Below are 25731 nucleotides of genomic sequence, written 5' to 3'. Positions count from 1 at the left end.
TTATGCTCGACAGTATCGAAGCACTGGAAGCGATCTACGGCCAACCCCACGACCGCGCCATGCGCAAGCAAATCCCCTTTCTGAACGAGGACTATCAAGCGATGGTCCGCGCCTCGCCACTGGTGATCATCAGCTCGGTCGGCCCCGACGGCCTGGACGGCTCGCCGCGCGGTGACACGCCGGGTTTCGTGCGAATCATCGATGAGCGCACCCTGGCGATACCGGACCGCCCGGGCAACAACCGCATCGACACACTGCGCAATGTGGTGCTCGATTCACGGGTGTCGCTGCTGTTCATCATTCCGGGGATCGGCGAGACGTTGCGGGTCAACGGCACAGCGCAGATCAGCAATGAACCGGGGCTACTGGAAAGCTTCGCGGTCAACGGCAAACCGGCGCGCACGGTGATGCTGGTGACGGTGGAGGCGGCGTTTTTTCACTGCTCGAAAGCGATCGTGCGGTCGGATTTGTGGAACCCCGAGAAGCACCTGGATCGCTCGGCGCTGCCGACGGCGGGGGCGTTTCACAAGCGCTTGAATGATGGGGCGTTTGATGCCGAGACGTATGACCGGGAAGCGCCGGCGCGGGTGCGGGATAGTCTCTACTGATATTGCTCCCACACTCGATCTTCGGTGTTCGATGGAATCTGGTTACAACGTCAGCACCATCTCATGCCAAGCCATCCCGCCATGATCCGACGCGGAAGGCTTGATATAGGCGAAGCCAAACCCGGCATACAGCGGAATATGCCGCTCCTTGCACATCAGGTTGATGCTGGCCTTGCCCAACGCACGCATCCGCTCGATGAACTCGCCCATCAAGCGTTTCGCCAGACCCTGCCCCTGATAATCCGGGTGCACCACCACCGACATGATCACCACGTGCGGGCCGGCCGGGTCGTGGCCGATCAGTTCCTTGAACGCTTCGTCCGACATCTCGACCTGAAACGCCGCCCCGGAGTTGATGAAACCGGCTACAACACCGTCCACTTCGGCGACGATAAAACCTTCAGGCCAAGTGGCGATGCGGGTGGCGATTTTCTCCCGGGTGGCGGCTTCGTCGCCTTCGTAGGCAACGGTTTCGATGGCGTAGCAGCGGTCCAGGTCAGCGGGGGTGACGTGGCGGATGACGGTGTTCATGGCAGCTCGGAATCAGCGGGGGAAAGGCTGGGGATCATAAATCAGCGTCGGCACGACATCGAGAGGCGAATCGCGGATCCGCCTCTCGATACCGACGTTACGCCTTGAGCGGCAGCCAGATTTCCAGCTTGCCGGTTTTGAGCTTCGGGTTGAAGTCTTCGCTGTAGCGTTCGAATTCCGGGGCGTCCGCGGCCTCTTTACCGGACTGCGGCAACCAGGTTTTCCAGATGTACTGAAACGTCTCGGGCAACTGGTCCAGCGAGCCTTTGTGCTCGAACACCGCGTAATGCTGGGGTTGAACCTCGACCCAGCGGTACTTTTCGGGCAGGTCGTCGAGTTTTTCGATCTCGACGCCCGCGATGTATTCGAAGCCGCCCTTGCCATCCGGATTGCAGCAGATGCCGTAGGTCACTTCGCTTTTTTGACCGGGAATCTTGCCAATCTCGGGAACGAATTTCTCCCAGAGTTCGGGAATGCCTTGCGTGGTCTGTTGGGTAAATCGTCCACCAAGCCCCGCAATGAGCAGAAAATGCCCGTGTTCAAAACGTGGCTCGGCCGGTTTTACGTCTGGTTGTTCATCCATGACTCGACTCCTGGATCAAAAAAGTGGGTTCGGCTGGGAGTATAGAAGCCAAACCCGATTAGCCCAGTCAGAGGCTGTGCAACGCCTCGACAGCAGCCACGCCTACAAACTCGTTGTAGCCCGATAGAATCACGTACACGGCGAAATAGCAGAAGATCGCTGCCGATGCCATGTAGGAGTAACGCAGCAGCTTGTCGCCGAGCAACTTGCCGCCATGGCTCGCGGCGAAACACAGGCCGGCGGACCACAGCAATCCCGCGCAGAGAAAACCGCCGAGAAAGAGTGCCGAGCTGAGTGCCCCGCCACCGCCGGACCGCGCAATCAGCGTGCCACCCACCGCGGCGAACCAGAGAATGGCGCTGGGTGACGACATGGCGAGAAAGATCCCGCGGAAAAACTCTTTACGGTGCGAGTTGTGACCGACTTCAGCGGTCTGTGCCAATACCGCTTCGTGGTGAATCGCCGAATAGATCATCTTCGCCGCGAAGTACACCAGCAACACCGAACCGCCGATCCACAGCACCCAGCGCACGGTTTCGTATTGCAGCAAAACAGTCATGCCAGCCAGTGCCAGCACCGCGTAAATCAGGTCGCCGACGCAGGTCCCCAACCCCAGCGCAAAGCCTTGAAAATAGCCGCGCTGCATGGCCAGGGTGATCATCGCGATATTGGCCACGCCGATGTCCAGGCACAAAGAAAGGCTCAGCAAGAAGCCGCTGCTAAATTCCATCAACCGTTATCCTTCGGAAAAATTTGTTTACACACTGGCTGGACAGTGTGCCATGCCACCCCTTATCTTCCGCAACAGGTCACCGCAGTGACCAGCGTCGCTCGGACGGTTCCGGGCGCTCACGTTATCCGAGGCAACAATGGCTAACCCAGGTTCGCCGCGCCGCTTTGCGCGCATAGATCGACTCCCCCCTTACGTTTTCAACATCACTGCCGAGCTGAAGATGGCCGCCCGTCGTCGTGGCGAAGACATCATCGATTTCAGCATGGGCAACCCCGACGGTCCGACGCCGCCGCACATTGTCGAAAAACTCGTCACCGTCGCCCAACGCGAAGACACCCACGGTTACTCGACGTCCAAGGGCATTCCGCGTCTGCGCCGGGCGATTTCCAACTGGTACAAGGATCGCTACGAGGTCGACATCGACCCGGAAACCGAAGCCATAGTGACCATCGGCTCCAAGGAAGGCCTGGCGCATTTGATGCTGGCCACCCTCGATCAGGGCGACACGGTGCTGGTGCCGAACCCGAGCTACCCGATTCACATCTACGGCGCGGTGATTGCCGGCGCCCAGGTGCGTTCGGTGCCATTGATTCCGGGCGTGGACTTCTTCGCCGAACTGGAGCGGGCGATTCGCGGCTCGATTCCGAAACCGAAAATGATGATCCTCGGCTTCCCGTCCAACCCGACCGCACAGTGCGTTGAGCTGGATTTCTTCGAACGGGTGATCGCCCTCGCCAAACAGTACGACGTGCTGGTGGTGCATGACCTGGCCTATGCCGACATCGTCTACGACGGCTGGAAAGCTCCGTCGATCATGCAAGTGCCGGGCGCCAAGGACATCGCGGTGGAGTTTTTCACCCTGTCCAAGAGCTACAACATGGCGGGCTGGCGCATCGGCTTCATGGTCGGCAACCCGGAACTGGTCAACGCCCTGGCGCGGATCAAGAGTTACCACGACTACGGCACGTTCACCCCGCTGCAAGTCGCGGCCATTGCGGCGCTGGAAGGCGATCAGCAGTGCGTGAAAGACATCGCCGAGCAGTATCGGCAGCGGCGCAACGTGTTGGTCAAAGGCCTGCACGAGCTGGGCTGGATGGTCGAGAATCCGAAGGCATCGATGTATGTCTGGGCGAAGATTCCCGAAGCCTACGCGCACCTTGGCTCTTTGGAGTTCGCCAAGAAAATGCTCGCCGAGGCCAAGGTCTGCGTCTCGCCGGGTGTCGGGTTTGGTGAGTATGGGGATGATCATGTGCGCTTCGCGCTGATCGAAAACCAGGACCGGATTCGCCAGGCCGTGCGCGGGATTCGCGCAATGTTCAGGGCGGATGGGCTGGTCAGCAAATCCTGAGGCCTGGACACATAACACTGTGGGAGCGAGCCTGCTCGCGATAGCGGACTTACATTCAACATCTTCGCTGAATGTTAAGCCCTCATCGCGAGCAGGCTCGCTCCCACATTTGGTTTTGCGGTGTGCTTAAACGAACAACGACAGCAGCAGGATAAAGCCCAGGGCCACCACAGACAGGATGGTTTCCATCGCCGTCCAGGTCTTGAAGGTCTCCGCCACGGTCATGTTGAAGTATTGCTTCACCAGCCAGAAACCGGCGTCGTTGACGTGAGACAGGATCAACGAACCGGCACCGGTGGCCAGCACCAGCAACTCACGGTTCACACCCGGAATCATCCCCACCACCGGCACCACGATGCCGGCGCCAGTAATGGTCGCCACGGTCGCCGAACCGGTCGCGATACGGATCACCGCCGCCACCAGCCATGCCAGAAGGATCGGCGAGATTTCCGCAGCCACCGCCATGTTGCCGATGACATTACCCACGCCGCTGGTCACCAGCATCTGCTTGAAGCCACCACCGGCACCGATGATCAGGATGATTGCGGCGGTTGGCGCGAGGCTCGCGTCCAGCCATTTGAGCATCTGGTTGGAACCAATGCCCTGCTTGTAGCCGAAGGTGTACAGCGACAGCAGCAACGCCAGCAGCAGTGCCGAGATCGGGTGACCGATCAGGTCCATGAAGGTGCGGAAAAAGTTGCCGTCCGGCAGCACCACATCGGCAAAGGTCTTGAGCAGCATCAGGAACACCGGCGACAGCACGGTGATCAAGGTGATGGAGAAGCTCGGCAGATCGGCAGAATCGTTCTCGCGCGCCAGTTGATCCACCAGTTCCTGATTGGGATGACCGGGAATGTACTTGGCAATGAAGGTGCCGTAGATCGGGCCGGCGATGATGGCCGTCGGCAGCGCAACGATCAGGCCGTAGAGAATGGTTTTACCGATGTCGGCACCGAACACGCCGATGGCCAGCAACGGACCCGGGTGCGGGGGCACCAGACCGTGCACGGCGGACAGGCCGGCCAGCAGCGGGATACCGATCTTGATGATCGACACGCCGGTACGCCGGGCCACGATGAACACCAGCGGGATCAGCAGCACGAAGCCGATCTCGAAGAACAGCGGAATGCCGACCAGGAACGCGGCGAACATCATCGCCCACTGCACCTTGTCCTTGCCGAACGCGCGAATCAGCGTCTGGGCAATCTGATCCGCCCCGCCCGACTCGGCCATCATTTTGCCAAGCATGGTGCCCAGCGCAAGGATGATCCCAACGAAACCGAGCACCCCACCGAAGCCGTCCTGGAACGCTTTGATGATGGTGCCGATCGGCATGCCGGAGGTCAGCCCGAGAAAGGCTGCGGCAATGATCAGGGCAATAAACGGGTGGAACTTGAACTTGGTGATCAGGACGATAAGCCCGATCACCGTGACCACTGCATCGAGCAGCAGGAACGTCTCGTGGGACATGCCAAACATTAGGGGTGTCTCCTGGTTGTTGTTGTTATTGAAGCGGGTAATTCGAAAGCCATAAGGACAGCGCTATCTCTTCGAGCAAAATCAACCGGCGCGTTTCAAGCCGTGTTCCAGCCACCAGGCATGCGCCTGTTTCGCCAATTGGTCGACGCTGTGGGTCGACGCATCGAGGGCCAGGGTCAGCGGTTCGCCAACAGGGGACTCAAGGGTGGCGAACTGGCTGTCGATCAACGTCGACGGCATGAAGTGCCCTGGCCGATGGGAGACACGATCGGCCGCCACTTCAGGCGTGAGTTCAAGGAACACGAAGCCCAGGCCCGGCAAGGCGCTGCGCAGACGTTCGCGGTAAATGTGTTTGAGGGCCGAGCAGGTCAGCACCGGGCGAGCGCCCGTGGCGTCGACGCGGCGCAGTTCGTCGCACAGGCTGTCGAGCCAGCCGGCACGGTCGTCGTCGTTCAGGGGAATGCCTGCGCTCATCTTTTCGATATTGGCGGCAGGGTGAAAAGTGTCGCCTTCAATGGCCGTGGCGCCGCTGAGCTCGCACAAGGCTTCGCTGACGCAGGTCTTGCCGCAACCGGCAACGCCCATGATGACCAGGGCGGTGATGGGATGATTCATGTAACACCTCAGCGCGCAGACAGCGCTACCTTTGAAAGCTATGACACTCGTTCAAAAGCAGAAGTTGCCGACGCCTTCTTGTCATTTTTGTGGGTTGCAGCGTGTTCGTTCCCGACGCCGAAAAGCGAGGTTCAGGCAAAACTCGCTTACGCATTTGCAGCTGCTTCGGGACAGCGCTACCTTAGTGCCTTGAATTTTGTTTGGCAAGCCGCCCGATGACCTCCCCTAAAAACGATAAAAATACGCGAACCACTGGCCGTCCTACTCTGAATGAAGTCGCCCGACTGGCCGGCGTCAGCCCGATTACCGCGTCTCGCGCCTTGCGTGGCGTGAGCACGGTGGCCACCGACCTGGTGGAAAAAGTCCAGAAAGCGGCGCTTGAGCTCAACTACGTGGTCAACCCCGCCGCCCGCGCGTTAGCCTCGGCCCAGAGCCATTCCGTCGTGGTGCTGGTGCCGTCGCTGTCCAACTTGCTGTTCATCGACACGCTGGAAGCCATTCATCAGGTTTTGCGACCGAAGGGCTTCGAAGTGCTGATCGGCAACTTCCATTACTCGCGCGATGAAGAAGAAAACCTGCTGCGCAATTACATGGCGTATCAGCCGCGTGGTTTGCTGCTGACCGGGTTTGATCGCACCGAAAGTTCGCGACGGATGATTGAGGCGAGCAACATTCCCTGCGTGTACATGATGGAACTGGACAGTGCGGCGGGCCTGAATTGCGTAGGTTTCTCGCAGCTCGCCGCCGGCGAAACGGCGGCCGAGCATTTGCTGTCACGCGGTCGCAAACGCCTGGCCTACATCGGCGCGCAACTGGATCAGCGCACATTGCTGCGCGGCGAAGGGTTCCGCAAAGCCCTGCAGAAGGCCGGTCGGTATGACCCGGACCTGGAAGTGCTGACCCCCCGCGCCTCCTCTGTAGGTCTGGGTGGCGAACTGTTCCTGCAACTGATCGCCAGTCATCCGGATGTCGATGCAATCTTCTTCGGCAACGATGACCTGGCGCAGGGCGCGCTGCTGGAAGCGATGCGCTGCGGGATCAAAATCCCCGAACAAGTGGCAATCCTCGGTTTCAACGACCTGCCGATGTCGGCCCACATGGTCCCGCGCCTGAGCAGCATCAACACCCCGCGCGAGGCCATCGGCCGACGTGCCGCCGAACAGATGCTGACCTTGATGGCGGGCAACACGGTGGCGAAACCGGTGCAGGACATGGGGTTTGAGTTGAAAGTGCGCGAAAGTACGTAGTTCAGGACTGATCGTTGCCACGCTCTGCGGGCTGAACGGGAACGATCAGTTACACCTTTACCCTCCACCCCATGAGGGCCTCGTGCAAAATCCGCCCACTCCATCCCGGCGGACACGTATATGCGCAAGATAATCATCATGGCCCTCCTGCTCGCCGTCTCGCTTGGACAAGCGTTACAGGTGCAGGCCTCTGAGCCAGATGACTGGACTCGTTTCCTGAACGACCCACGTTTCATGCCGGCGATCAAACGCTGTCTCGCCGCCCACCCGCAAGGTCAGGGGCCTGCCGTCGTAATGGGTGTTGGGCATGCCAGTCTTGAAGAGGCTTACGTCATGACCACCGACCTCACCGGGCGTAAAAATGTGTGTTTTTCCAGTAAGGATACGGGACTGGAAGTGCGCTCCCAGACCGTTTTCGATCTGCCAGGCCCGCTGTTTGTTTCAGTGGATCAAGTCAAGGTGGCCCCCAAGGGCGAGTGCATCGAGCCCACCCCTGTATTCATCGATCAACAGCTTCAAGGCTGGATCCTCAGGCAACCCATCCTCAATCAGCACATGCCCAGTGCCTGCTCGACTCCGGTCTGGACTGATCTGATACCGCTCGATTAGGTCTCACGACCCTTTTTTCAACGGTCGGTATCTGCACCATCAAGCCGCGCATCATCCATGCCGCAGGTTTTCAACTAATCTTGTGGGTGCTCCCTGTCCCGATTACCGCCTGCCAGGGCGGGCATACTGTTAGAGTCCCGAAGCGTCGAATCGCTAACGGAGTAGCTCCATGGAACATGCACTGAAGATCCTCGGTAAAGCGTCGTCCATCAACGTCAGAAAAGTCCTGTGGACCTGCGACGAGCTGGACCTTTCCTACGAGCGAGAAGACTGGGGCAGCGGCTATGCGTCGACCCACAGTCCCGAGTTTGTCCGACTCAACCCGAATGCACAGGTACCGGTGATCATCGACGATGCTGGCGTGCTGTGGGAGTCCAACACCATCTGCCGTTACCTGGCCGGCAAACATTCACACGCTGAATTGCTGCCGCACGAACCCGCGGCGCGCGCCCGGGTGGAGCAATGGATGGATTGGCAGGCCACTGATCTCAACTCGTCCTGGAGCTACGCGTTTACAGCGCTGGTACGCAAAGACCCGGAGTTCCAGGACGCGCACCGGATTGCCACTGGCTTACGCGGCTGGAACCAGAAGATGAGCATCCTCGAACATCAGCTCGCGGCCACCAAAGCTTATGTTGCCGGCCCCCGGTTCTCACTGGCCGACATTGTCATCGGGCTGTCGGTCAACCGCTGGCTGATGACCCCGATGGACCGTCCAGATTTTCCTGCCATCGACGAGTATTTCCAACGGTTGGCGCAGCGCCCCGGATTCCTGAAACATGGATGCAACGGCCTGCCTTGAAACCATGCCGGCTTCTCGGCGGTCGACGACTGCCGCCGGGCGGCAAAGGTTAACCGCGAGATTCGCGCCATTCGCCGGCCAAATAGAACCTAACCGACTGAAAAACATGTAATTTTTAATGCAGGCATAGTATTTGCTGAAGGCACTGCACCACAAACACCTACAAGGTCTACTCATCATGTTGGTCAGTGCAAACAAACAGTCGCTAATGACGCCAATCCTCAAGAAGCCCGGCGAAGATCCGACCGCCGAAGCCGCTGCCGGTCTTCAGAGTGTGATGCTGCAACGACAAGGCAACGTTCAGCCGCTCTCCGCGCAGGTGCAGAATTCCGCCACCCAAAACGCCACCCGGCAAGTCAGTGAGGCGAGCAAAATCAGCGACAACGTTGATGAAGCGTTCGCGAAAACACGCGTGGGACTGCAATTGACTAACGCGCCGCTTCCGACCGATGCGCAAGGCAAATTCAGTGGCGGTACGGCCACAGACGCATTCAAGGAATACATGAGCAAAACCCCGGAAGAGCGCATGCAAGACGCCATTCTGGAAGAGATGGGCCTGACTAAAGAAGAAGTGTCACAAATGTCGCCGGAACAACAACAGGCGGTCGCTAAAGAAATGGCCGAACGCATGCAGGACAAGGTAAAACTGGCGCAGGCCGAGAAAGAAAACGGTGGGAGCGAGAAAGGCAGCCCGCAAGTGGTGGACAAGTTTCTCGCGTCGCTTTAACAACACCGGGTAATGCTGTTCACTTGAGCGCGCTCTTGGGTCATGCATACCTTTGTGGCGAGGGAGCTCGCTCCCGCTTGAGTGCGTAACACTCACAAAATCGGTAATGGTTGTCAGATTTTTGGGGCCGCTACGCAGCCCAGCGGGAGCAAGCTCCCTCGCCACAGATTTCTTGCTTGCCTGAAGACTTTCTTGAGTGCCCTCTACCGGCCCCTTGTCAGTTTGCCGCCATCAACTTATCTGCAAGGTCGAGTTGAACTGGCTGATCGCATCCACGACATGCCGCGACCCCTGTTGAATCTCCAGAATCACCTCCCCCGCCTCGTTCGCCAATTCCACCCCAAGACCGGTCCGGCTCAGACTCGACTGCATGCTCGACACCGCGCTCAATGACAAGTCGTGGTTCTTGCGCACCACGTCGACGATCTCCAGCGTCGCCTGACTGGTGCGTGCGGCGAGGCTGCGAACCTCATCGGCGACGACGGCGAACCCACGCCCGTGCTCCCCGGCCCGGGCCGCTTCAATCGCCGCGTTAAGCGCCAGCAGGTTGGTCTGATCGGCAATGCCGCGAATGGTCTGGACGATGGTGCCGATGATGTCGGACTGCTTGCTGACCGCGTCGATGCTCAACGCCGCCTCGTTCAAGTTTTTGGAAATGTCCTGGATGATCTGCACCGTTTGCTGCACCACCTGCGACCCTTTCTGCGCGCAGGCGTCGTTCTGGACCGAGGTGCTGTGGGCCGATTCGGCAGCGGTTTGCAGGGTGGTCACCTGATTCGTGATGTCGCTGGCAAACTTGACCACTTTGTACAGCCGGCCCTTGGTGTCGAACAACGGGTTGTAGGACGCTTCAAGGAAAATGGTATGGCCGTGTTTATCTTTGCGTTCAAAACGGTGCGAGTGATATTCGCCGCGATTCAATGAGGCCCAGAACGCTTTGTAGGCCTGGGATTCGGCTTCGGCGCGGTGGCAGAACAGGCTGTGATGCTGACCGACGACTTCGTTGAGCGAGTAATGGGTGGTCTTCAGGAAGTTCTCATTGGCGGTAATCACATGGCCTTCGGGAGTGAATTCGATCACCGCCATGGAACGACCGATCGCCGCGAGCCTGCTTTCGTTTTCGTGTTCTTTGGAAATCCTGGCGGAGACGTCCGTCGCCACTTTGATCACACTTTTTACCTGGCGGTCGGGACCGAAAACCGGCATGTAACTGGCTTCCAGCCAGATCTCCTTTCCCTTCTTGTTCAAGCGCAGGAAAGTGCCGCTGACCGGTTCGCCACGGGCCAGGTCACGCCACAATCTGGCGTAGTCTTCGCTTCGGTAAAACGCTTCTTCGCAAAAGATCCGGTGATGTTTGCCACGCACTTCCTCGACGCTGTAACCCATGGCGGCGCAAAAGTTTTCGTTGGCATCAAGGACGATGCCTTCAGGGGTGAACTCAATCATCGCCATCGAACGGCTGACGGCGGCCAGCCTGGCGTTGGCCTCGCTCAGTGCACAGCTGTAGCGCTCGATTTCCTGCAGGTCAGCTTTGTGATGTCGGTTAAACATGGTCGTATCACCCTAAGTGCGGTCCTTTGATTGATGAAAGTTCTTCAGTCTTTCAACGTATCCACCACAACGTTCCATGGCACAGGCGCACACATTCCTCCACAGGAGGAACGGTCAGGCGATCGATGATGTTGAATCGGAGAGTCCATGTGGCAACGCTCTTATCAAGACATCCGTCTCTTGATAGCCCGGGACCGGGCCAGCCCTGATGTTTTCAAAAGTAATTCCCTTTGTCGAAAGCTCCCTGTTGCTCGCGTCGGTGCCTTGGGTTGCGCACTCTTGAGGAGTGCATGACGGCCTTCATATCGCGACCTTCATGGTTTGGAATGAGCATAGTCAGGCGCAATCGGCTTGCAAGGCCACTAGTCGGCCAGTATTGAGGACAAAATCGGTTCAGCTTCGAGTCTATTTGCTAAACATCGGGCGAAAAACCACACTGATCATCGTGTCGTTTTTCGGGATAAGGCGGGACTCGGAATAAATCTCTATCCACCCACCGACAGGTTCTGTTTTTTCGGGAATGCCCAACGGACAGCACTCATTCTCATAATGGAAATCCTTGAGGGTACATGTCATGACCTTCCCCTGCCCGCCAGGTCCTTCCACACCGTAAACGATCACTGAGTACCGCTGATTGTTGTACTTCCAGGAAGATACTTGCCGGCTCATGTTGTAGTCGGAAAGGTTTACCGGACTATTCGAAGGCGTACTCTGCAGTGCTAATTTGGTGCCGCCAAAGTCCCAAGCCGTCCAGACGCAAAAATAACCATAGGCGCAGTTGGTATCTTTTTGTTCAGCGCCTGAAACCGGAAACGTCATCACAACGGCTCCTTTTTCGTAAGCCACCTGAGTGGAGCTGACTTGTTGTCCTCCCGTTTTTCTCCTGAGCTGTTGATCAATCTGCTGTTGAACATCTGCCTTCTGTTCGGCCGTCATCTCGGGATTGAACAATGCATATTTGCCAAGCTCCTCAGCATCCGGTTTCGCATAGAAAAAAAATGCCAAACCGACACAGGCACACAGTGCTGCGCAAACTCCCAGCCACTTGATGTTCATATTGAACCCCACACGTTAAGCGCCGAGAAAACCCCGGCGACCTGAAGCGCAGAATCCAAACATTACACGCGGCCGTCTACTGTCATAACTGACAGTCAAGACAATCGGTGCGGATGAATTATTGCTCGGAGAGCATCCCCATTAGCGCCTGCACCGCTGCCGAGGGTGGCTTGTTCGCCGCGATCACCAAGGCGAACTCGCGATCGATTCGCGGTTTCAGCGGCACCACACGCAGGCCCTGGAGCTGGCTCGGCAGGGTCATTTCCGGCACCAGGGTCACACCGATGTTCTCCCGCACCAGGGTAAACGCACTGCTCCACTCGCGAACCTCGACCCGGACGTCATGCAACTGCAAACCGGCCTCGATGGCCAGGCTGCGGGCATTGGTCGAACAGCCGCCCGTGGCCAGCACAAAGGGTTGCTCCGCCAACTCGGCGAGGGCGACACCCTCTTCAACCGAGCGCCGCGCCAAAGGATGGCCGCCCGGCAGAACCGCCACCCAGGCATCGCGCCCCAAACGGCCGGCATTGCGCTCCGGTGCCGGGTTCAACACCACCCCCACGTCCACCAGACCGGCGCCGAGCAGTGTTTCCACTTCATCGTCGCTGACTTCCAGGGCAGTCACCTGAATACCGGGATACAGCCGATTGAACTGGCGCAGCAGCGGCGGCAGGAACGTCGCCAGCACCATGGGGAAACTCGCCAGGCGAATCGTCCCGCGCTCGATGCCTTTCGCGGCATCGACGGTACTGCGGATGGTTTCCAGGGCGCCGAGCATGGTGCGCGCCTGCTCGATGACCGGCAGACCAATGGCGGTTGGCAGGGTCTGGCGGTTTTCCCGGCTGAACAGTTGAACGCCGAGGGTTTCCTCGATCAACGCCAGCGCCTGGCTGGCGCCGGACTGGGTCATGCCGACGCGCTCGGCTGCGCGGGTGATGTTGCCTGTGTCTGCCACGGCCACCACCATTCGCCAGTGCATCAGATTCATCATGGCAGTAGCTTTCCTTATGGCAGTTTTCTTAAGAATTAATTTTACCGAAGGCGCCGCGCACTATGACACTGGCGATAACCCCGAACCAGAGGCCTGCCGATGCAGTTGTATTACGCCCCACACGCTTGCTCGCTCGCACCACACATTGTGCTGCGCGAGCTGGACCTGCCCTTCGCATTGATTCGCGTCGATATCCGCACCAAACAGACCGCGAGCGGAGCGGACTTCCTCGTCATCAACCCAAAGGGTTACGTCGCGGCGCTGCAACTGGACAACGGTGAAGTGCTGACCGAAGGCCCGGCGATCCTGCAGTACCTGGCAGACCTGTGCCCCGAGGCGAACCTGGCGCCAGCCCATGGGACGTTCGAGCGGGTGCGGTTGCAGGAGTGGTTGAACTTTGTTTCGACGGAGATTCATGGCGCGCTGGGTTGGTTGTTCAATGCGCAGTTCCCGGAGCAGGTGAAGGCGCAGATCAAGGAGAAGTTGTACAAGCGGTTTGCGGTGGTGTGCCAGACGCTGGAGCGTCAGGATTATTTGCTGGCGGGTGGGTTCAGCATTGCCGATGCGTATTTGTTTACGGTGTTGCGGTGGGCGCCGTTGTTTGCGATTGATTTGGATGAGTGGCCGGCGTTGGCGGCGTTTCAAGCCAGAATTGATCAGCGGTCGGCGGTGAAAGCGGCGTTGGCCGCAGAATCCGCGTAAGCCTTGAGGCCATCGCGGGCTTGCCCGCTTCCATAAATGCGTGTGGCGAGGGCGCTTGCTCCCGTTGGGTCACGAAGTGGCCCCAAAAAAGGGACTGCTGCGCAGTCCAGCGGGAGCAAGCGCCCTCGCCACAGGTTCACAGGAATCAATGACCGAACACATCCACCTTCTTGGCCTTCTTGTCTGCGCGCTTTTCATCGGCGGTTTTCGCCGGTTTTTTCTTTGCCGCTTTTTTTGAATCCATGCCTTTGGCCATGATACGTACTCCACTCATACGGGATGTGAGATCAGGTATACACCTATCGCCGGGCGCGCGTTCTTTTATAATCGCCCGCTTTGCGCACCGACAGATCACCTCCATGCCCGACACCCAGTACACCTTGCTCGCCGAGCCGTTATGGCCGCTGATGAACAAGTTTTATCGTGCCCACCAATCGTCGATGAAAGCGGTGCGCGACGCTCGATTGTGGGTCGCCAGGCGCGACGAGATCATTGGCGCGCTGTGTTTGCGTCCGGTCTCGGGCGGGCATTGGCTGACCGGTTTGTTCGTCGATCCGGCCTGCCGCGAACAAGGAATTGCGGCGGCGCTGATCGCCGAAGCGGTGAAAGGTCTCGAACAACCGGTGTGGCTGTTCTGCCATCCGGATTTGCGCGGATTTTATGAACGACGCGGTTTTACCTTCGATCCGGCCATGCCTTACGCCATGGTCGAACGCTTGAGCCGCTATGCGCGCAGCAAGCCGATGATTGCGATGGGGCTGGAACCGGTCAGGTAGAGGCATGGAGATCTAATGTGGGAGCGGCGGTGAAATCAATCGTCGGCGTTGGGATCGAGATCCGGGAACATGACTTCGGTGAACCCGAACTTGCTGAAGTCGGTAATCCGCGACGGATATAACCGGCCGATCAGGTGATCGCATTCGTGCTGCACCACACGGGCATGAAAGCCTTCGGCAATGCGCACGACCGGCTCGCCCTTCGGGTCGAAACCTTCGTAGCGAATCTGCTGATAACGATTTACCGCGCCACGCAGGCCAGGCACCGACAGGCAGCCTTCGAAGCCCTCTTCCATCACCGGGCTCAACGGCGTGATCAGCGGATTGATCAGAATGGTCTGCGGCACCGCTTCGGCATCCGGGTAGCGTTCGCTGTGCTCGAAACCGAAGATCACCAGCTGCAGGTCGACCCCGATCTGCGGCGCCGCCAGGCCAACGCCACCGACGCTTTCCATGGTCTGGAACATGTCGTCGATCAGTTGCCACAGCTCCGGGCTGTCGAACATTTCGGCGGGGACCGGAGGAGCGACACGCAGCAGGCGCTCGTCGCCCATTTTCAGGATTTCACGGATCATTTGATGACTTCGTCAGTGTTCGGCTTGATCGAGTGATCCCGACCCAGTCCCGAAACGTGGTGTTTATGTGCAGGGTCGAGCTCGCCGGGGACCTTTTCGCCAGGGCCCTTGCCTTCGTTCGACATGTGTTCGATCACCGCATTCATCTCCGCACCGAGCAACAGCACCGCCGCGGAAATATAGAAGTACAGCAACAGCACGATGATCGCGCCGATACTGCCATACATGGCGTTGTAGTCGGCGAAAGTCTTGACGTAGAACGCGAACCCCAGGGAAGCGACGATCCACACCGCCACCGCCAGCACCGAGCCGGGGGTGATGAAACGAAACTCTTGCTTGACGTCGGGCATGACGTAATAGATCAACGCCACCGCAATCATCATCAGGACAACGATGACTGGCCAGCGAGCAATCGTCCAGACCGTGACAATGAAGTCTTCCAGCCCGACCTGCGCAGCAATCCAGCCCATCACCTGCGGCCCGAGCACCATTAACGCGGCGGCGACCAGCAACATGCCGGCAATGCCGATGGTGTAGATAATCGACAGCGGAAAACGCTTCCACGCAGGACGGCCCTCCACCACATCGTAGGCGGCGTTCATCGCGCTCATCATCAGGCGCACGCCGGCCGAAGCCGTATACAGCGCGATGACGATACCGACCGACAGCAGGCCACCCTTGGATTGCTGGAGCTGGTCGATCACCGGGTTCACCTGTTCCAGCGCCTGGGGCGGCAGGACCAGTTCCGATTGCAGACGCAGCCAGGAGAAGAAGTCCGGCAGGTGCAGGAAACCGATCAGGGCGATCAGGAACAGGATGAAGGGAAACAGCGAAAACAGCATTTGATAGGCCAGTGCCGAGGCATAGGTCGACATCTCGTCGTCGACGAACTCGGTCACCGTGCGCACCATGACACGGTGCAGGCGCAGGCCTTTCATGTGTGGGAAAAACATTAGCGTCTCCTTTCGCCGCAGATTGGGTTGAAGTCGTGGCGACTCAGGGGCCGTTTTCTACATCAAAGTAGCCTACTTGGCGACTTTGAAACAATTTCAGTGTGCAAGTTCAGGCTGACACAAAAACGGCCATCCGTGGATGGCCGCCTCTGATATTCATCCAAGGCCGAATCAAGCCTTGTCGATGCCTTTTTTGATCGCGTCCTTGGCTTTGCCCACTGCTTGCTGAGCTTCGCCTTTCCTTTCCTGCACCACGCCTTCGGCGCGCATTTTGTCGTTACCGGTGGCCTTGCCGACGCCTTGCTTGACGTTGCCGGCGGCTTCGTTGGCCATGCCTTTTACTTTATCGCCAGTGCTGCTCATGGTGTTTCTCCTGTGAACAATTGAACGAGAAAAGTCGTTACACAAGAATTGACCGGAGCCGTTTGCGCGGAGTTTCATTTATTTTCCCGGCGACATTTCATCGTTCCGTGCAGGTTGGGCTTTATGTTTGCCGAGCAACCCCCGAGAATGCGCAACGTATTCAGGCCGTGGCGCTGAAGATCCAATCCCGTAGGAATGTTATGAAACTCGATAAAAAGCAGGCCATTGCCCGCAGAAACCAGGAACTCGGCGGTGCTGTGCTTGGCGTCAACAACTGCCATTTCACCGAATTGAACCGTAACCGCAACATCTGGTGGTTCGACATCCCGGTGGCACGCCTGGCCGTTGGTCAGTACGAATGGATCCACCTGCTGATGCACACACCGGACACCGATGAACTGCTGCACCTGAAAGTGCCGACGGTGTTCCTGCGCGAGAAGCTCGAAGGGCTGGTCGTGCGTAACCAGGGCAAGCGCAAGGCAGCGTTAAGCCTGGAACTGAGTGCGGACAAGGATTCGTACTTGCAGGACATGCGCCCGGCGGGCACCCACGTCAATTTCGCGCCGTTCCGCCTGTAACACCGATCGCAGACAAACTGTGGCGAGGGAGCTTGCTCCCGCTGGGCTGCGAAGCGGCCCCAAATCAGGCGCCGCGATACTCCTGATGTATCTCCATCGCAGTGATCGCGGCTGCTGCGCAGCCGAGCGGGAGCAAGCTCCCTCGCCACAGAAGCCCGCCCCTATCGCTATAAACAAAAAGCCCCGCATCTGCGGGGCTTTTTGCTGGATTACGCGGTGGCTTTCTTCGCGTTGATCTTCTTCAGCTCTTCATCACGCAATTCCCGCCGCAGGATCTTGCCAACGTTGGTGGTCGGCAACGCATCGCGGAACTCCACCGCTTTCGGCACCTTGTAGCCGGTGACGTTGGCGCGCATATGCTCCATCACCTGCTCCTTGGTCAGCGTCACGCCCGGTTTGGCGACGATGAAAATCTTGATCGCTTCGCCCGACTTCTCGTCCGGCACGCCGATGGCTGCGCATTGCAGTACGCCCGGCAGGGTCGCGAGCACGTCTTCGAGCTCATTCGGGTACACGTTGAAACCGGACACCAGAATCATGTCTTTCTTGCGATCGACGATGCGCATGTAGCCATCCGGCTGGATCAGCGCGATGTCACCAGTCTTCAACCAGCCTTCGCTGTCGAGGATTTCATCGGTGGCTTCCTGGCGCTGCCAGTAGCCTTTCATCACCTGCGGACCTTTCACACACAACTCGCCGATTTCGCCCATCGGCTGTTCAACGCCGGCATCGTCGATGATTTTGCACAGGGTCGACGGAACCGGAATACCGATGGTGCCGATCTGGATGTTCTGGATCGGGTTCACCGTCGCCACCGGGCTGGTTTCGGTCATGCCGTAACCTTCGCAGATGGCGCAGCCGGTGACCGCTTTCCAGCGCTCGGCCGCCGCCAGTTGCAGGGCCATGCCGCCGGACAGGGTGACTTTCAGCGCCGAGAAATCCAGTTTGCGGAAACCTTCGTTGTTGCACAGGGCAACGAACAGCGTATTCAGGCCGACGAAACCGCTGAACTTCCACTTCGACAGTTCCTTGACCATCGCCGGCAGGTCGCGCGGGTTGCTGATCAGGATGTTGTGGTTGCCGATCAGCATCATCGCCATGCAATGAAAGGTGAACGCGTAGATGTGGTACAGCGGCAGCGGCGTGATCAGGATCTCGCAGCCTTCGTTGAGGTTGGAACCCATCAGCGCCTTGCACTGCAGCATGTTGGCGACGAGGTTGCGATGGGTCAGCATGGCGCCCTTCGCCACGCCAGTGGTGCCGCCGGTGTATTGCAGCACCGCCACGTCACTGCTGGCCGGGTTGGCTTCAGCCACTGGCTGGCCATGGCCCTTGCTCAACACGTCGTTGAACTTGACGGCCTTGGGCAAGTGATACCCCGGGACCATCTTCTTCACGTACTTGATGACGCTATTGATCAGCAGGCGCTTGAGCGGCGGCAACAGGTCCGCCACTTCGGTGACGATGACATGCTTGACGCCGGTTTTCGGCACGACGGTCTCGGCCAGGTGCGCCATGTTGGCCAGGCACACCAGGGCTTTGGCGCCGGAGTCGTTGAACTGGTGTTCCATTTCCCGCGCGGTGTACAGCGGGTTGGTATTGACCACGATCAGCCCGGCGCGAATGGCACCGAACACAGCGACCGGGTACTGCAAGACGTTGGGCAGCTGCACGGCGATTCGATCGCCCGGTTGCAAGTCGGTATGCTGTTGCAGGTAAGCGGCAAAGGCGCCGGACAATTCGTACAGTTCACCGTAGGTAATTGTCTTGCCCAGGTTGCTGAATGCCGGTTTGTCGGCGAAGCGTTGGCAGGACTGTTTCAGCACTGCCTGAATATTCGGATACTCGTCCGGATTGATGTCGGCAGCAATCCCGGCAGGGTACTTATCCTTCCAGAAGTCTTCGATCATGGAAGCCCACTCCTCAGCAACGCGAATTCAAATACCGCATTTTGATGCGGTTATTATTGGTGTTTGATTATGGGTGAGTCTGGCTGTTAAAGCCGCCGAGAGGTCCCAAAGCGCGCCGAGAGTAGCAGCTTTGCAAAGGGCCGACTAGAGCCAAAAGCGGCCTCTACAGTCACTTTTGTGACTCGAGAATAACAAGCGGTCATTTTAGAGCAATAATTCTATAAATCCCTGAAAGCCTTTAAAACCGGGCCATAAAAGCAAAAGATCGCAGCCTTCGGCAGCGCCTACGGAGGAATACGATTCCCTGCAGGCGCTGCCGAAGGCTGCGATCTTTTGGGACCGCCCGGATCTATGACCGATCAGGCGATATCCCGCAACTCCCGCCGCAGAATCTTGCCCACCGGCGTCATCGGCAACGACTCACGCAACACAATGTGCTTGGGGACTTTGTACGCCGTGAAGTTTTCCTTGCAGTAGGCCTTCAGCTCTTCAAGGCTGACCCCCGACTCTCGCGCCACCACAAACAACTTCACCGCTTCGCCCGAACGTTCGTCCGGCACACCAATGACCGCGCAGTTGGCGACTTTCGGGTGAGCCATCACCACGTCTTCGATCTCGTTCGGGTACACGTTGAAACCCGAGACGATGATCATGTCTTTCTTGCGATCGACGATGCGCACAAAACCGTCCGGATCGATCACGGCGATGTCGCCGGACTTGAACCAGCCTTCGGCATCCAGCACTTCGGCAGTGGCCTCGGGTTTCTGCCAGTAGCCCTTCATGATCTGCGGGCCCTTGATGCACAGTTCGCCGCGCTCGCCCATTGGCTGCTCGACGCCTTCATCGTTGATGACTTTCAGCGTAGTGCCCGGCACCGGCAGGCCGACCGTGCCGATCCGCGATTTGTCGCCGTACGGGTTGGTGCACGCCACCGGCGAGGTTTCGGTCAGGCCATAGCCTTCGGTGATGCGGCACCCGGTCAGTAGCTCCCAGCGCTCCGCGGTGGCCTTGACCAGCGCAGTGCCGCCGGAGTTGGTCAGTTTCAGGCTGGAGAAATCCAGGGTCTTGAAATCCGGATGGTCCATCAACGCAACGAACAGCGTGTTGAGCCCCAGCAATGCCGAAAACCGCCAGTTCTTCAGTTCCTTGATGAAGCCCTTGATGTCCCGTGGATTGGTGATCAGCACGTTATGGTTGCCGGTCACCATCATGCACATGCAATTCGCGGTGAAGGCATAGATGTGATACAGCGGCAGCGGCGCGATCATCACTTCCTGGCCTTCGCGCAGCAGCGGCTGGCCATCATTGCCGAACTGCCCCAGGCACGCCCGCGCCTGCTGCATGTTCGCCACCAGGTTGCCGTGGGTCAGCATCGCGCCCTTGGCCAGGCCGGTGGTGCCGCCGGTGTATTGCAGCACGGCGATATCGCTGAGACCGGCGTCCAGCGGCTTGATGCCCAGGCCCCGGCCCATGCGCAACGCGCTCTTGAAGGAAACGGCCTGCGGCAAGGAATAGTCGGGGACCATTTTCTTGACCTTGCTCACCAGGGTGTTGACCAGCCAGCCTTTGGCGGAGGGCATCATGTCGCCCATCTTCGCTTCGATCAGGTACTGGATGTCGGTGTCGGCCAGCACTTCCTGGACCTTCTGCCCGAACATGTTCAGGTAGACCAGCGCCCGGGCACCGGAATCCTTGAATTGGTGACGCATTTCCCGTGCGGTGTACAGCGGGTTGGTGTTGACCACGATCAGCCCGGCGCGCAACGCACCGAACACGGCAATCGGGTAGTGCAGGACGTTGGGCATCTGCACCGCGATGCGATCCCCCGGCACCAGGTCGGTGTGGGCTTGCAGGTAACCGGCGAACGCGGCGCTGTAGCGTTCCAGTTCGGCGTAGGTCAGGGTCACGCCCATGTTGCTGAAGGCCGGGCGGTCCGCAAATTTTTTGCAGGAACGCTCGAACACCTCGATCACCGACTTGTAAGCCCCTTGATCAATGTCCAGGGGTACGCCGGCCGGGCGTTTGTCATTCCAGAAATCAGGTTGCATTGTTCTTGTCCTCTTTACCTGAACCGATCCGGGGCCACTCTCTGCACTGTCAGAAAAACAAAAAGCAAAAAGCGGAGCTTCACGGACACTAGCAGCTATGACGAATCAGGCAAATATGCCAACGTCCGTCATTGATCGTGTGAATCTTGGTGCCGTGGCGTGGCCTGATCAGACGCCCGGTGAAGGATGCGCTATACAATGCACCGAGCCCATGCAAAGGAATCGCCATGATCCACGACACCTTCTGGTTGACCGCGAGTGACCGCAGCCGCCTCTTCGTCAACCAGTGGCTGCCCGACGCACCATTGAAAGCGGTGATCCTGGTGGCCCACGGCATGGCCGAACACAGTGCTCGCTATGCCCGTCTGGCGGAAAAATGCTGTGAACAGGGCTATGGCGTTTACGCACCTGACTTGCGTGGACATGGCAAAACTGCCGAAAACGGGACACTCGGACATTTCGCCGATGACGATGGCTGGTGCAAGGTCGTCGGTGACCTGGCCAGCCTCAATCAGCACATCGGCCAGCAACATCCCGGCGTGCCGATCGTGCTGCTCGGCCACAGCATGGGCAGTTACATCGCCCAGGCCTATCTGCTGCATCACAGCGCCAGCCTGTATGGGGCGGTGCTCAGTGGTTCGAACTTTCAACCGGTGGCGCTTTATCGCGCCGCCCGGCAAATCGCCCGCCTCGAACGCTTGCGCCAGGGGCCGAAGGGGCGCAGCGCGCTGATCGAATGGCTGTCGTTCGGCTCGTTCAACAAGAAGTTCAAACCGGTGCGCACCGCGTTCGACTGGCTCAGCCGCGACCCGGCCGAAGTCGACAAATACGCCAACGACCCGCTCTGCGGCTTTCGCTGCACCAATCAGTTCTGGATCGATTTGCTCGGCGGCTTGCAGCAAATCAGCAAAGCGTCCAATCTCGCCCAGATCGATCCGGGCCTGCCGCTGCTGGTGATTGGCGGTGAATGTGATCCGGTGAGTGAGGGCAAGCGTCTGAAAGATCTGGCCGATGCACTGCGTGCCGCTGGCAGCCAGAGCCTGCAACTGAAGATTTACCCGCAGGCACGGCACGAACTGTTCAACGAGAGCAATCGCGATGAAGTGACAGCCGATGTGCTGAGCTGGATCGCGCACGCCCTGAGCCACCGCCGCCCACCCCGATCCGAATAGTGTTTTGTGGTTTTTTTATTTGTCACAGGAATTGAAACCGATGACCCAGGTTACCAACACCCCTTACGAAGCCCTTGAAGTCGGGCAGACCGCCAGCTACAGCAAGACGGTCGAAGAGCGCGACATTCAACTGTTCGCCGCGATGTCCGGTGATCACAACCCGGTGCACCTGGACGCTGAATTCGCCGCTGGCACCATGTTCAAGGAGCGTATCGCTCACGGCATGTTCAGCGGTGCACTGATCAGCGCCGCCGTTGCCTGCGAGTTGCCTGGGCCGGGCACCATTTATATCGGTCAGCAGATGAGCTTTCAGAAGCCGGTGAAAATTGGCGACACGCTGACGGTGCGCCTGGAGATCCTGGAGAAACTGCCGAAGTTTCGTGTGCGCATTGCGACGCGGGTGTTCAACCAGCGTGATGAGTTGGTAGTGGATGGCGAAGCGGAAATTCTGGCACCGCGCAAACAGCAAACCGTGACGTTGCCAACGTTGCCGGCGATCAGCATCGGCTGATTCACCGCTCCCCTGTGGCGAGGGAGCTTGCTCCTGCTCGGCTGCGAAGCAGTCGCAATAAACGTCACCTCGGTTCACCAGATTAAACGCGGTGCCTGATTTTGGGGGTGCTTCGCACCCCAGCGGGAGCAAGCGCCCTCGTCACAGGGACTGCTACCGGTCGCCTTCCTGCACCTGCACACTCGCCGTCATCCCCGAACTCAAATTGATCCCCTCGGGCACTTTGTCCAGTTTGATCCGCACCGGAATCCGCTGCGCCAGTCTCACCCAGTTGAACGTCGGCTCCACTTCCGCCAGCAACTGCCCATCCGGCGTGGTGTTGCGATCGGTAATCCCGCGGCTGACGCTTTCCACATGCCCTTGCAGCGCCTCGCCCGCACTCATCAACCAGACCTTGACCGGATCGCCAACGCGAATCCTCGGCAGTTTGGTTTCTTCGAAGTACGCCTGCACATAGAACGTTGAATCGTCGATCAGCGCCATCACCGCTTGCCCGGCATTCACGTAATTGCCTTGGGCCAGACGCAAGTTGGTGATGTGGCCGCTGCGCGGCGCGTGGACCTCGCTTCGGGCGAGGTTGAGTTCAGCGACCTTGGCTTCGGCCTGGGCTTCGCGCAGTTCACCACGGGCGATGCCGGCGTTGATTTGCGCGTTCTCGCGCAGCTCGGCACTGATCGCTTGCGGGCCGAGGGCAGCACGGCGACTGGCTTCGCGCTCACGCAGATTGAGTTGCTGCTGACGGGTTTGCACCACCGCTTGCGCCTTCTCCAGCGCGGCTTCGAACCGGTCGCGGTCGATGCTCAGCAACAGGTCGCCCGCCTTCACCGACTGGTTGTCGAAGGCCTTGAGCTCACGCACCCAGCCTGACACATCCGGAGCGATCACCACCACATCGGCGCGAATCCGCGCATCCCGGGTCCACGGCGTGAGCATGTAGTACTGCCACAAATGAAAACCGGCAAAAATCGCCACCGCCACCAGGCACAGGGTAACCGCGACACGTACGGATGTACGCATGTTCAACTCCTTATAAAGGTCCGAGGACGACGGTGATCAGGGTCAATACACAGACGTACAAGGCGCAATCGAATAACGCTTCGTGCCAGATCCAGCGGCCGGCCGGGGTCAGGCGCAACAGCAGGCGCAAGGCCCCGGTGACGAGCAGCGCCAGCAGCACATAAATCAGAAACGGGCTAAGCAGCACGCCCCCCACCGACCATTCACGCAAGCCCATGGCTTTGCTCCTGTTGACGGCACCACGCGCGCCAGCTGTTCTGCAATTGCAGCACCGCGCCCTGTGCCAGTTTCACGGCATCGCTGGGCGGCAACGCGTACAAGGTGTTCAAGAATGTTTCGCTGGGCTGTTCCAGGGCATCGGCATAACGACCGCTCGGGCCCTGTTCGAGGACTTTTTCCAGTGCCTCGAGATAGCGGCGCTGCGGCGCACTGACCGGCACCTGCGCCACGGCCAGGCTCAAGCGCAAATGCAGCAGTTCGTCGCCGATGTCCAGACCGAGCAAGCCGTCATCCCAGCGACTGCGCGCCGGCTCCGGCAACTCCGGATAGTGCCGCGCCAGTTGCAGCAAACGGTCGGCCATGCGCCCGCCGAACCAGCTTTCAGCGCCAGGCAAATTGCGCCGGGTCAAGCGCACGAGATCGTCGAGGGTTGCTGCCAGCAGACGTCGCCCGTGCCAGGCCGGGTTGCGCAGAATCAGCAAGTGAAACGCCAACACTGCCGCGCCGACGCCGACCACCATGGCTTGAGCGCTGTTGAAGAACGTCGCGACGTCGAACTTCATCGCGTTGAGCGGTGACACCAGCACGATGAAATGCAGGCAAAACGAAGTGGCCGTGGCGCCGATCTGCGGCTTGGCCATGCCCAGCGCGCCCAGAAACAACGGCACGCCCATGCCCATGCAAAGCAACGCAAAACCACTCCATTGCGGCAGCAGAATCTGCCCGACAATAAACGCCGCCGGGATCGCCAGAAAAATCCCGCGCATGAAACTCATGCCGATCTGCGCGCCGTTCTCGCGACTGGCGAACAGGCTGCACACCACGCAGGTCAGCACCAATGCGCCCGAGGCGGCGGGCCAGGCCGTCGCCAGCCAGAAACACGACACCACCAGAAACGCCAAGGCACTGCGCGCCCCGAAGACCAGCGCCAATGACAGGTCGCGGTGCGGCGTCAGGGTGCGCGGCGGTTCCACGGTTTCCTTGCCCTCCTCCACCGCCTTCAACGCCGCGTTGGCCGCCATCGCGGTATCCATCAACAATGTGAAACGGACCAGGCAATAACTCTGCGCAGAGCTGATCCGTGGATCATGGGAGGCATCGAGCAAACGCGGTCGCAAGGCTTGCAACGTCGCTGTATCCGGGCTGGCGAGCGCTTCCTGAACCTCGGTCATCCATGGCTCCAACTGTACGGCTTCCTGCGGTTCCAACTGCTTCCACTGACGCCGTACTGAACGGGCGATGCGCAGCAGCATCAACAGTTTCTGGCTCAGTCCGCTGATGGCCCGCGCACGTTGCCGGCCGAGTCCGCCTTCGAACCAGGCGTGCTCGCGCTGGGCATCCACCGCAACAATTCGACCGAGGATTTCCAGCAGGCCCTTGCGCGCCTGACCGTCGCCGGCCAACGTCGCGCGCGCGGCATTCATGCCACTCTGCCACGCGGCTCGCGCCTGATCCGCCAGTTGCCGTTCAACCCGCATTGGCCACAGCAAGGCACTGGCGGCGGTGGCGCAGAGAATGCCCAGACAGATTTCCGTGCAGCGCGCCACCGCTTGATCGAACACCGTCAGCGGGTGAGTAATGGCGGGCAAGGCGATGATTGCGACCGTGTAACCGGCCAGCACGAACGAATAGGACCAGGCACTGCGCAGCAAGGTCGAACTCGCCGTACACAGCCCGAGCCACAACGCCAATGCCAGAAGAAACAACCACGGCGTCTGTGCGAACAGGCTCATGAACACCACCGACATGATCGTTCCGATCAGCGTCCCCAACAGCCGCGCCAAGCCCTTCTGCACCACCATCCCGGACAGCGGCTGGGCGACGATGAACGCCGTCATCAACGCCCAGGCCGGTTGCTCCAGCCCCCAGCGCAATGCCAGCCACAACGCGAGGCCGCCGCCGAGCAGGGTCTTGATCGCGAACTGCAGGGCACGGCGGTCGGGCGCAAACAAAGCCTGCAAAGTGATAGGCACGTAAAGCACTCTTCAAAGGACGATTTAACGATAGTCGGGTTCACCGAAGTGACT

Annotated in this window: 27 protein-coding genes and 2 pseudogenes; 12 read left to right on the top strand and 17 right to left on the bottom strand. The window is 59.2% G+C overall.

Annotation, left to right across the window (positions count from 1 at the left end; genetic code table 11):
- Positions 1–2 precede the first annotated feature (2 nt).
- On the top strand, positions 3–608 hold the full coding sequence (locus tag ACM6IQ_RS00985; protein WP_414877900.1) for a pyridoxamine 5'-phosphate oxidase family protein: 606 nt from the start codon (positions 3–5) through the stop codon (positions 606–608).
- A gap of 42 nt (positions 609–650) precedes the next feature.
- Here the strand turns inward: ACM6IQ_RS00985 and ACM6IQ_RS00980 are convergent, their stop codons facing one another.
- The 3 genes from ACM6IQ_RS00980 to ACM6IQ_RS00970 form a co-directional block, all read right to left on the bottom strand.
- A complete protein-coding gene (locus ACM6IQ_RS00980; protein ID WP_017340396.1) occupies positions 651–1139 on the bottom strand; it encodes a GNAT family N-acetyltransferase in 489 nt (162 codons plus the stop codon).
- Between the two features lie 97 nt (positions 1140–1236).
- Positions 1237–1722: a GyrI-like domain-containing protein gene (locus tag ACM6IQ_RS00975; RefSeq protein WP_414877899.1), complete on the bottom strand. Its 486-nt coding sequence runs from the start codon at positions 1720–1722 to the stop codon at positions 1237–1239.
- 67 nt (positions 1723–1789) lie between these two features.
- The gene (locus ACM6IQ_RS00970) at positions 1790–2452 is read right to left on the bottom strand and encodes a LysE family translocator (protein WP_414877898.1); all 663 of its coding nucleotides are present in this window, start codon (positions 2450–2452) and stop codon (positions 1790–1792) included.
- A 139-nt stretch (positions 2453–2591) separates the two neighbouring features.
- Between ACM6IQ_RS00970 and alaC the strand changes: the two genes are divergently transcribed.
- The gene (gene alaC, locus ACM6IQ_RS00965) at positions 2592–3803 is read left to right on the top strand and encodes an alanine transaminase (protein ID WP_017340399.1); all 1212 of its coding nucleotides are present in this window, start codon (positions 2592–2594) and stop codon (positions 3801–3803) included.
- A gap of 126 nt (positions 3804–3929) precedes the next feature.
- Here the strand turns inward: alaC and ACM6IQ_RS00960 are convergent, their stop codons facing one another.
- Together ACM6IQ_RS00960 and ACM6IQ_RS00955 are read right to left on the bottom strand one after the other, a co-directional pair.
- Positions 3930–5282, bottom strand: a complete 1353-nt coding sequence (locus ACM6IQ_RS00960) for a GntP family permease (protein ID WP_017340400.1) — start codon at positions 5280–5282, stop codon at positions 3930–3932.
- An 81-nt stretch (positions 5283–5363) separates the two neighbouring features.
- Positions 5364–5897, bottom strand: coding sequence for a gluconokinase (locus tag ACM6IQ_RS00955; protein ID WP_017340401.1), 534 nt, complete (start codon positions 5895–5897; stop codon positions 5364–5366).
- Between ACM6IQ_RS00955 and ACM6IQ_RS00950 the strand changes: the two genes are divergently transcribed.
- The 5 genes from ACM6IQ_RS00950 to ACM6IQ_RS00930 all read left to right on the top strand — a co-directional run bounded on the left by ACM6IQ_RS00950 (position 5889) and on the right by ACM6IQ_RS00930 (position 9282).
- Positions 5889–6116 carry a hypothetical protein gene (locus tag ACM6IQ_RS00950; RefSeq protein WP_139273093.1) on the top strand — a complete coding sequence of 76 codons (228 nt, stop codon included), beginning with the start codon at positions 5889–5891 and terminating at the stop codon, positions 6114–6116. The two genes, ACM6IQ_RS00955 and ACM6IQ_RS00950, sit on opposite strands and share 9 nt — an antisense overlap.
- Positions 6113–7144, top strand: a complete 1032-nt coding sequence (locus tag ACM6IQ_RS00945) for a LacI family DNA-binding transcriptional regulator (protein WP_414877897.1) — start codon at positions 6113–6115, stop codon at positions 7142–7144. The genes ACM6IQ_RS00950 and ACM6IQ_RS00945 overlap by 4 nt, the downstream gene beginning before the upstream one ends.
- Before the next feature lie 120 nt (positions 7145–7264).
- Positions 7265–7753, top strand: coding sequence for a hypothetical protein (locus ACM6IQ_RS00940; RefSeq protein ID WP_017340403.1), 489 nt, complete (start codon positions 7265–7267; stop codon positions 7751–7753).
- A 169-nt stretch (positions 7754–7922) separates the two neighbouring features.
- Complete coding sequence (locus ACM6IQ_RS00935) at positions 7923–8555, top strand: glutathione S-transferase family protein (protein ID WP_414877896.1); 633 nt, start codon at positions 7923–7925, stop codon at positions 8553–8555.
- A 178-nt stretch (positions 8556–8733) separates the two neighbouring features.
- On the top strand, positions 8734–9282 hold the full coding sequence (locus ACM6IQ_RS00930) for a hypothetical protein (protein ID WP_017340405.1): 549 nt from the start codon (positions 8734–8736) through the stop codon (positions 9280–9282).
- 231 nt (positions 9283–9513) lie between these two features.
- Here ACM6IQ_RS00930 and ACM6IQ_RS00925 read toward each other — a convergent pair.
- From ACM6IQ_RS00925 to ACM6IQ_RS00910, 4 genes and pseudogenes are all read right to left on the bottom strand, one after another.
- Positions 9514–9942, bottom strand: a pseudogene (locus ACM6IQ_RS00925) (methyl-accepting chemotaxis protein); the annotation flags it as partial.
- A gap of 114 nt (positions 9943–10056) precedes the next feature.
- Positions 10057–10833 (bottom strand): annotated as a pseudogene (locus tag ACM6IQ_RS00920) (PAS domain-containing protein); the annotation flags it as partial.
- Positions 10834–11238: 405 nt separating this feature from the next.
- Positions 11239–11889 (bottom strand): peptidase inhibitor family I36 protein, encoded by a 651-nt coding sequence (locus ACM6IQ_RS00915; protein ID WP_017340407.1) that lies wholly within the window; start codon positions 11887–11889, stop codon positions 11239–11241.
- A 118-nt stretch (positions 11890–12007) separates the two neighbouring features.
- Positions 12008–12880, bottom strand: coding sequence for a LysR family transcriptional regulator (locus ACM6IQ_RS00910; RefSeq protein ID WP_017340408.1), 873 nt, complete (start codon positions 12878–12880; stop codon positions 12008–12010).
- A gap of 99 nt (positions 12881–12979) precedes the next feature.
- Between ACM6IQ_RS00910 and gstA the strand changes: the two genes are divergently transcribed.
- Both gstA and ACM6IQ_RS00900 read left to right on the top strand, forming a co-directional pair.
- Positions 12980–13582 (top strand): glutathione transferase GstA, encoded by a 603-nt coding sequence (gene gstA / locus ACM6IQ_RS00905; protein ID WP_414877895.1) that lies wholly within the window; start codon positions 12980–12982, stop codon positions 13580–13582.
- A gap of 359 nt (positions 13583–13941) precedes the next feature.
- A complete protein-coding gene (locus tag ACM6IQ_RS00900) occupies positions 13942–14358 on the top strand; it encodes a GNAT family N-acetyltransferase (protein WP_414877894.1) in 417 nt (138 codons plus the stop codon).
- A 35-nt stretch (positions 14359–14393) separates the two neighbouring features.
- Here ACM6IQ_RS00900 and def read toward each other — a convergent pair whose 3' ends face one another.
- The 3 genes from def to ACM6IQ_RS00885 all read right to left on the bottom strand — a co-directional run bounded on the left by def (position 14394) and on the right by ACM6IQ_RS00885 (position 16249).
- Complete coding sequence (def, locus tag ACM6IQ_RS00895; RefSeq protein ID WP_017340411.1) at positions 14394–14933, bottom strand: peptide deformylase; 540 nt, start codon at positions 14931–14933, stop codon at positions 14394–14396.
- The gene (locus tag ACM6IQ_RS00890; RefSeq protein WP_414877893.1) at positions 14930–15886 is read right to left on the bottom strand and encodes a YihY/virulence factor BrkB family protein; all 957 of its coding nucleotides are present in this window, start codon (positions 15884–15886) and stop codon (positions 14930–14932) included. Before ACM6IQ_RS00890 ends, def begins: the two co-directional genes overlap by 4 nt.
- Positions 15887–16057: 171 nt before the next feature.
- Entirely contained in the window at positions 16058–16249 is a 192-nt protein-coding gene (locus ACM6IQ_RS00885; protein ID WP_017340413.1) for a CsbD family protein, read from the bottom strand.
- A gap of 200 nt (positions 16250–16449) precedes the next feature.
- Here ACM6IQ_RS00885 and ACM6IQ_RS00880 point away from each other — a divergent pair, with 200 nt between their 5' ends.
- Positions 16450–16827, top strand: coding sequence for a hypothetical protein (locus ACM6IQ_RS00880; protein ID WP_017340414.1), 378 nt, complete (start codon positions 16450–16452; stop codon positions 16825–16827).
- Positions 16828–17036: 209 nt separating this feature from the next.
- Here the strand turns inward: ACM6IQ_RS00880 and fadD1 are convergent, their stop codons facing one another.
- Together fadD1 and fadD2 are read right to left on the bottom strand one after the other, a co-directional pair.
- Positions 17037–18737 (bottom strand): long-chain-fatty-acid--CoA ligase FadD1, encoded by a 1701-nt coding sequence (gene fadD1 / locus ACM6IQ_RS00875; protein ID WP_017340415.1) that lies wholly within the window; start codon positions 18735–18737, stop codon positions 17037–17039.
- Positions 18738–19096: 359 nt separating this feature from the next.
- Entirely contained in the window at positions 19097–20785 is a 1689-nt protein-coding gene (fadD2, locus tag ACM6IQ_RS00870; RefSeq protein ID WP_414877892.1) for a long-chain-fatty-acid--CoA ligase FadD2, read from the bottom strand.
- A gap of 227 nt (positions 20786–21012) precedes the next feature.
- On the opposite strand from fadD2, the gene ACM6IQ_RS00865 reads away from it, so the two are divergent.
- Together ACM6IQ_RS00865 and ACM6IQ_RS00860 are read left to right on the top strand one after the other, a co-directional pair.
- Positions 21013–21957, top strand: a complete 945-nt coding sequence (locus tag ACM6IQ_RS00865) for a lysophospholipase (RefSeq protein WP_414877891.1) — start codon at positions 21013–21015, stop codon at positions 21955–21957.
- A gap of 40 nt (positions 21958–21997) precedes the next feature.
- Positions 21998–22468, top strand: a complete 471-nt coding sequence (locus ACM6IQ_RS00860) for a MaoC family dehydratase (RefSeq protein WP_008151121.1) — start codon at positions 21998–22000, stop codon at positions 22466–22468.
- A 153-nt stretch (positions 22469–22621) separates the two neighbouring features.
- Here the strand turns inward: ACM6IQ_RS00860 and ACM6IQ_RS00855 are convergent, their stop codons facing one another.
- Genes ACM6IQ_RS00855 through ACM6IQ_RS00845 form a run of 3 tightly spaced genes read right to left on the bottom strand, consistent with a single transcriptional unit; the run spans position 22622 to position 25677 of the window.
- A complete protein-coding gene (locus ACM6IQ_RS00855; protein ID WP_017340418.1) occupies positions 22622–23485 on the bottom strand; it encodes an HlyD family secretion protein in 864 nt (287 codons plus the stop codon).
- Between the two features lie 10 nt (positions 23486–23495).
- Positions 23496–23702 (bottom strand): DUF1656 domain-containing protein, encoded by a 207-nt coding sequence (locus ACM6IQ_RS00850; RefSeq protein WP_017340419.1) that lies wholly within the window; start codon positions 23700–23702, stop codon positions 23496–23498.
- Positions 23689–25677 (bottom strand): FUSC family protein, encoded by a 1989-nt coding sequence (locus ACM6IQ_RS00845; RefSeq protein ID WP_414877890.1) that lies wholly within the window; start codon positions 25675–25677, stop codon positions 23689–23691. The genes ACM6IQ_RS00850 and ACM6IQ_RS00845 overlap by 14 nt, the downstream gene beginning before the upstream one ends.
- Between the last annotated feature and the right edge of the window lie 54 nt (positions 25678–25731).

Source organism: Pseudomonas sp. IT-P100 (assembly GCF_949767185.1).
In the GTDB taxonomy this organism is placed as follows: Bacteria; Pseudomonadota; Gammaproteobacteria; order Pseudomonadales; family Pseudomonadaceae; genus Aquipseudomonas; species Aquipseudomonas fluorescens_B.
The sequence above is the reverse complement of the archived record's forward strand: the minus strand, read 5'-3'. Positions and strand labels throughout refer to the sequence as shown.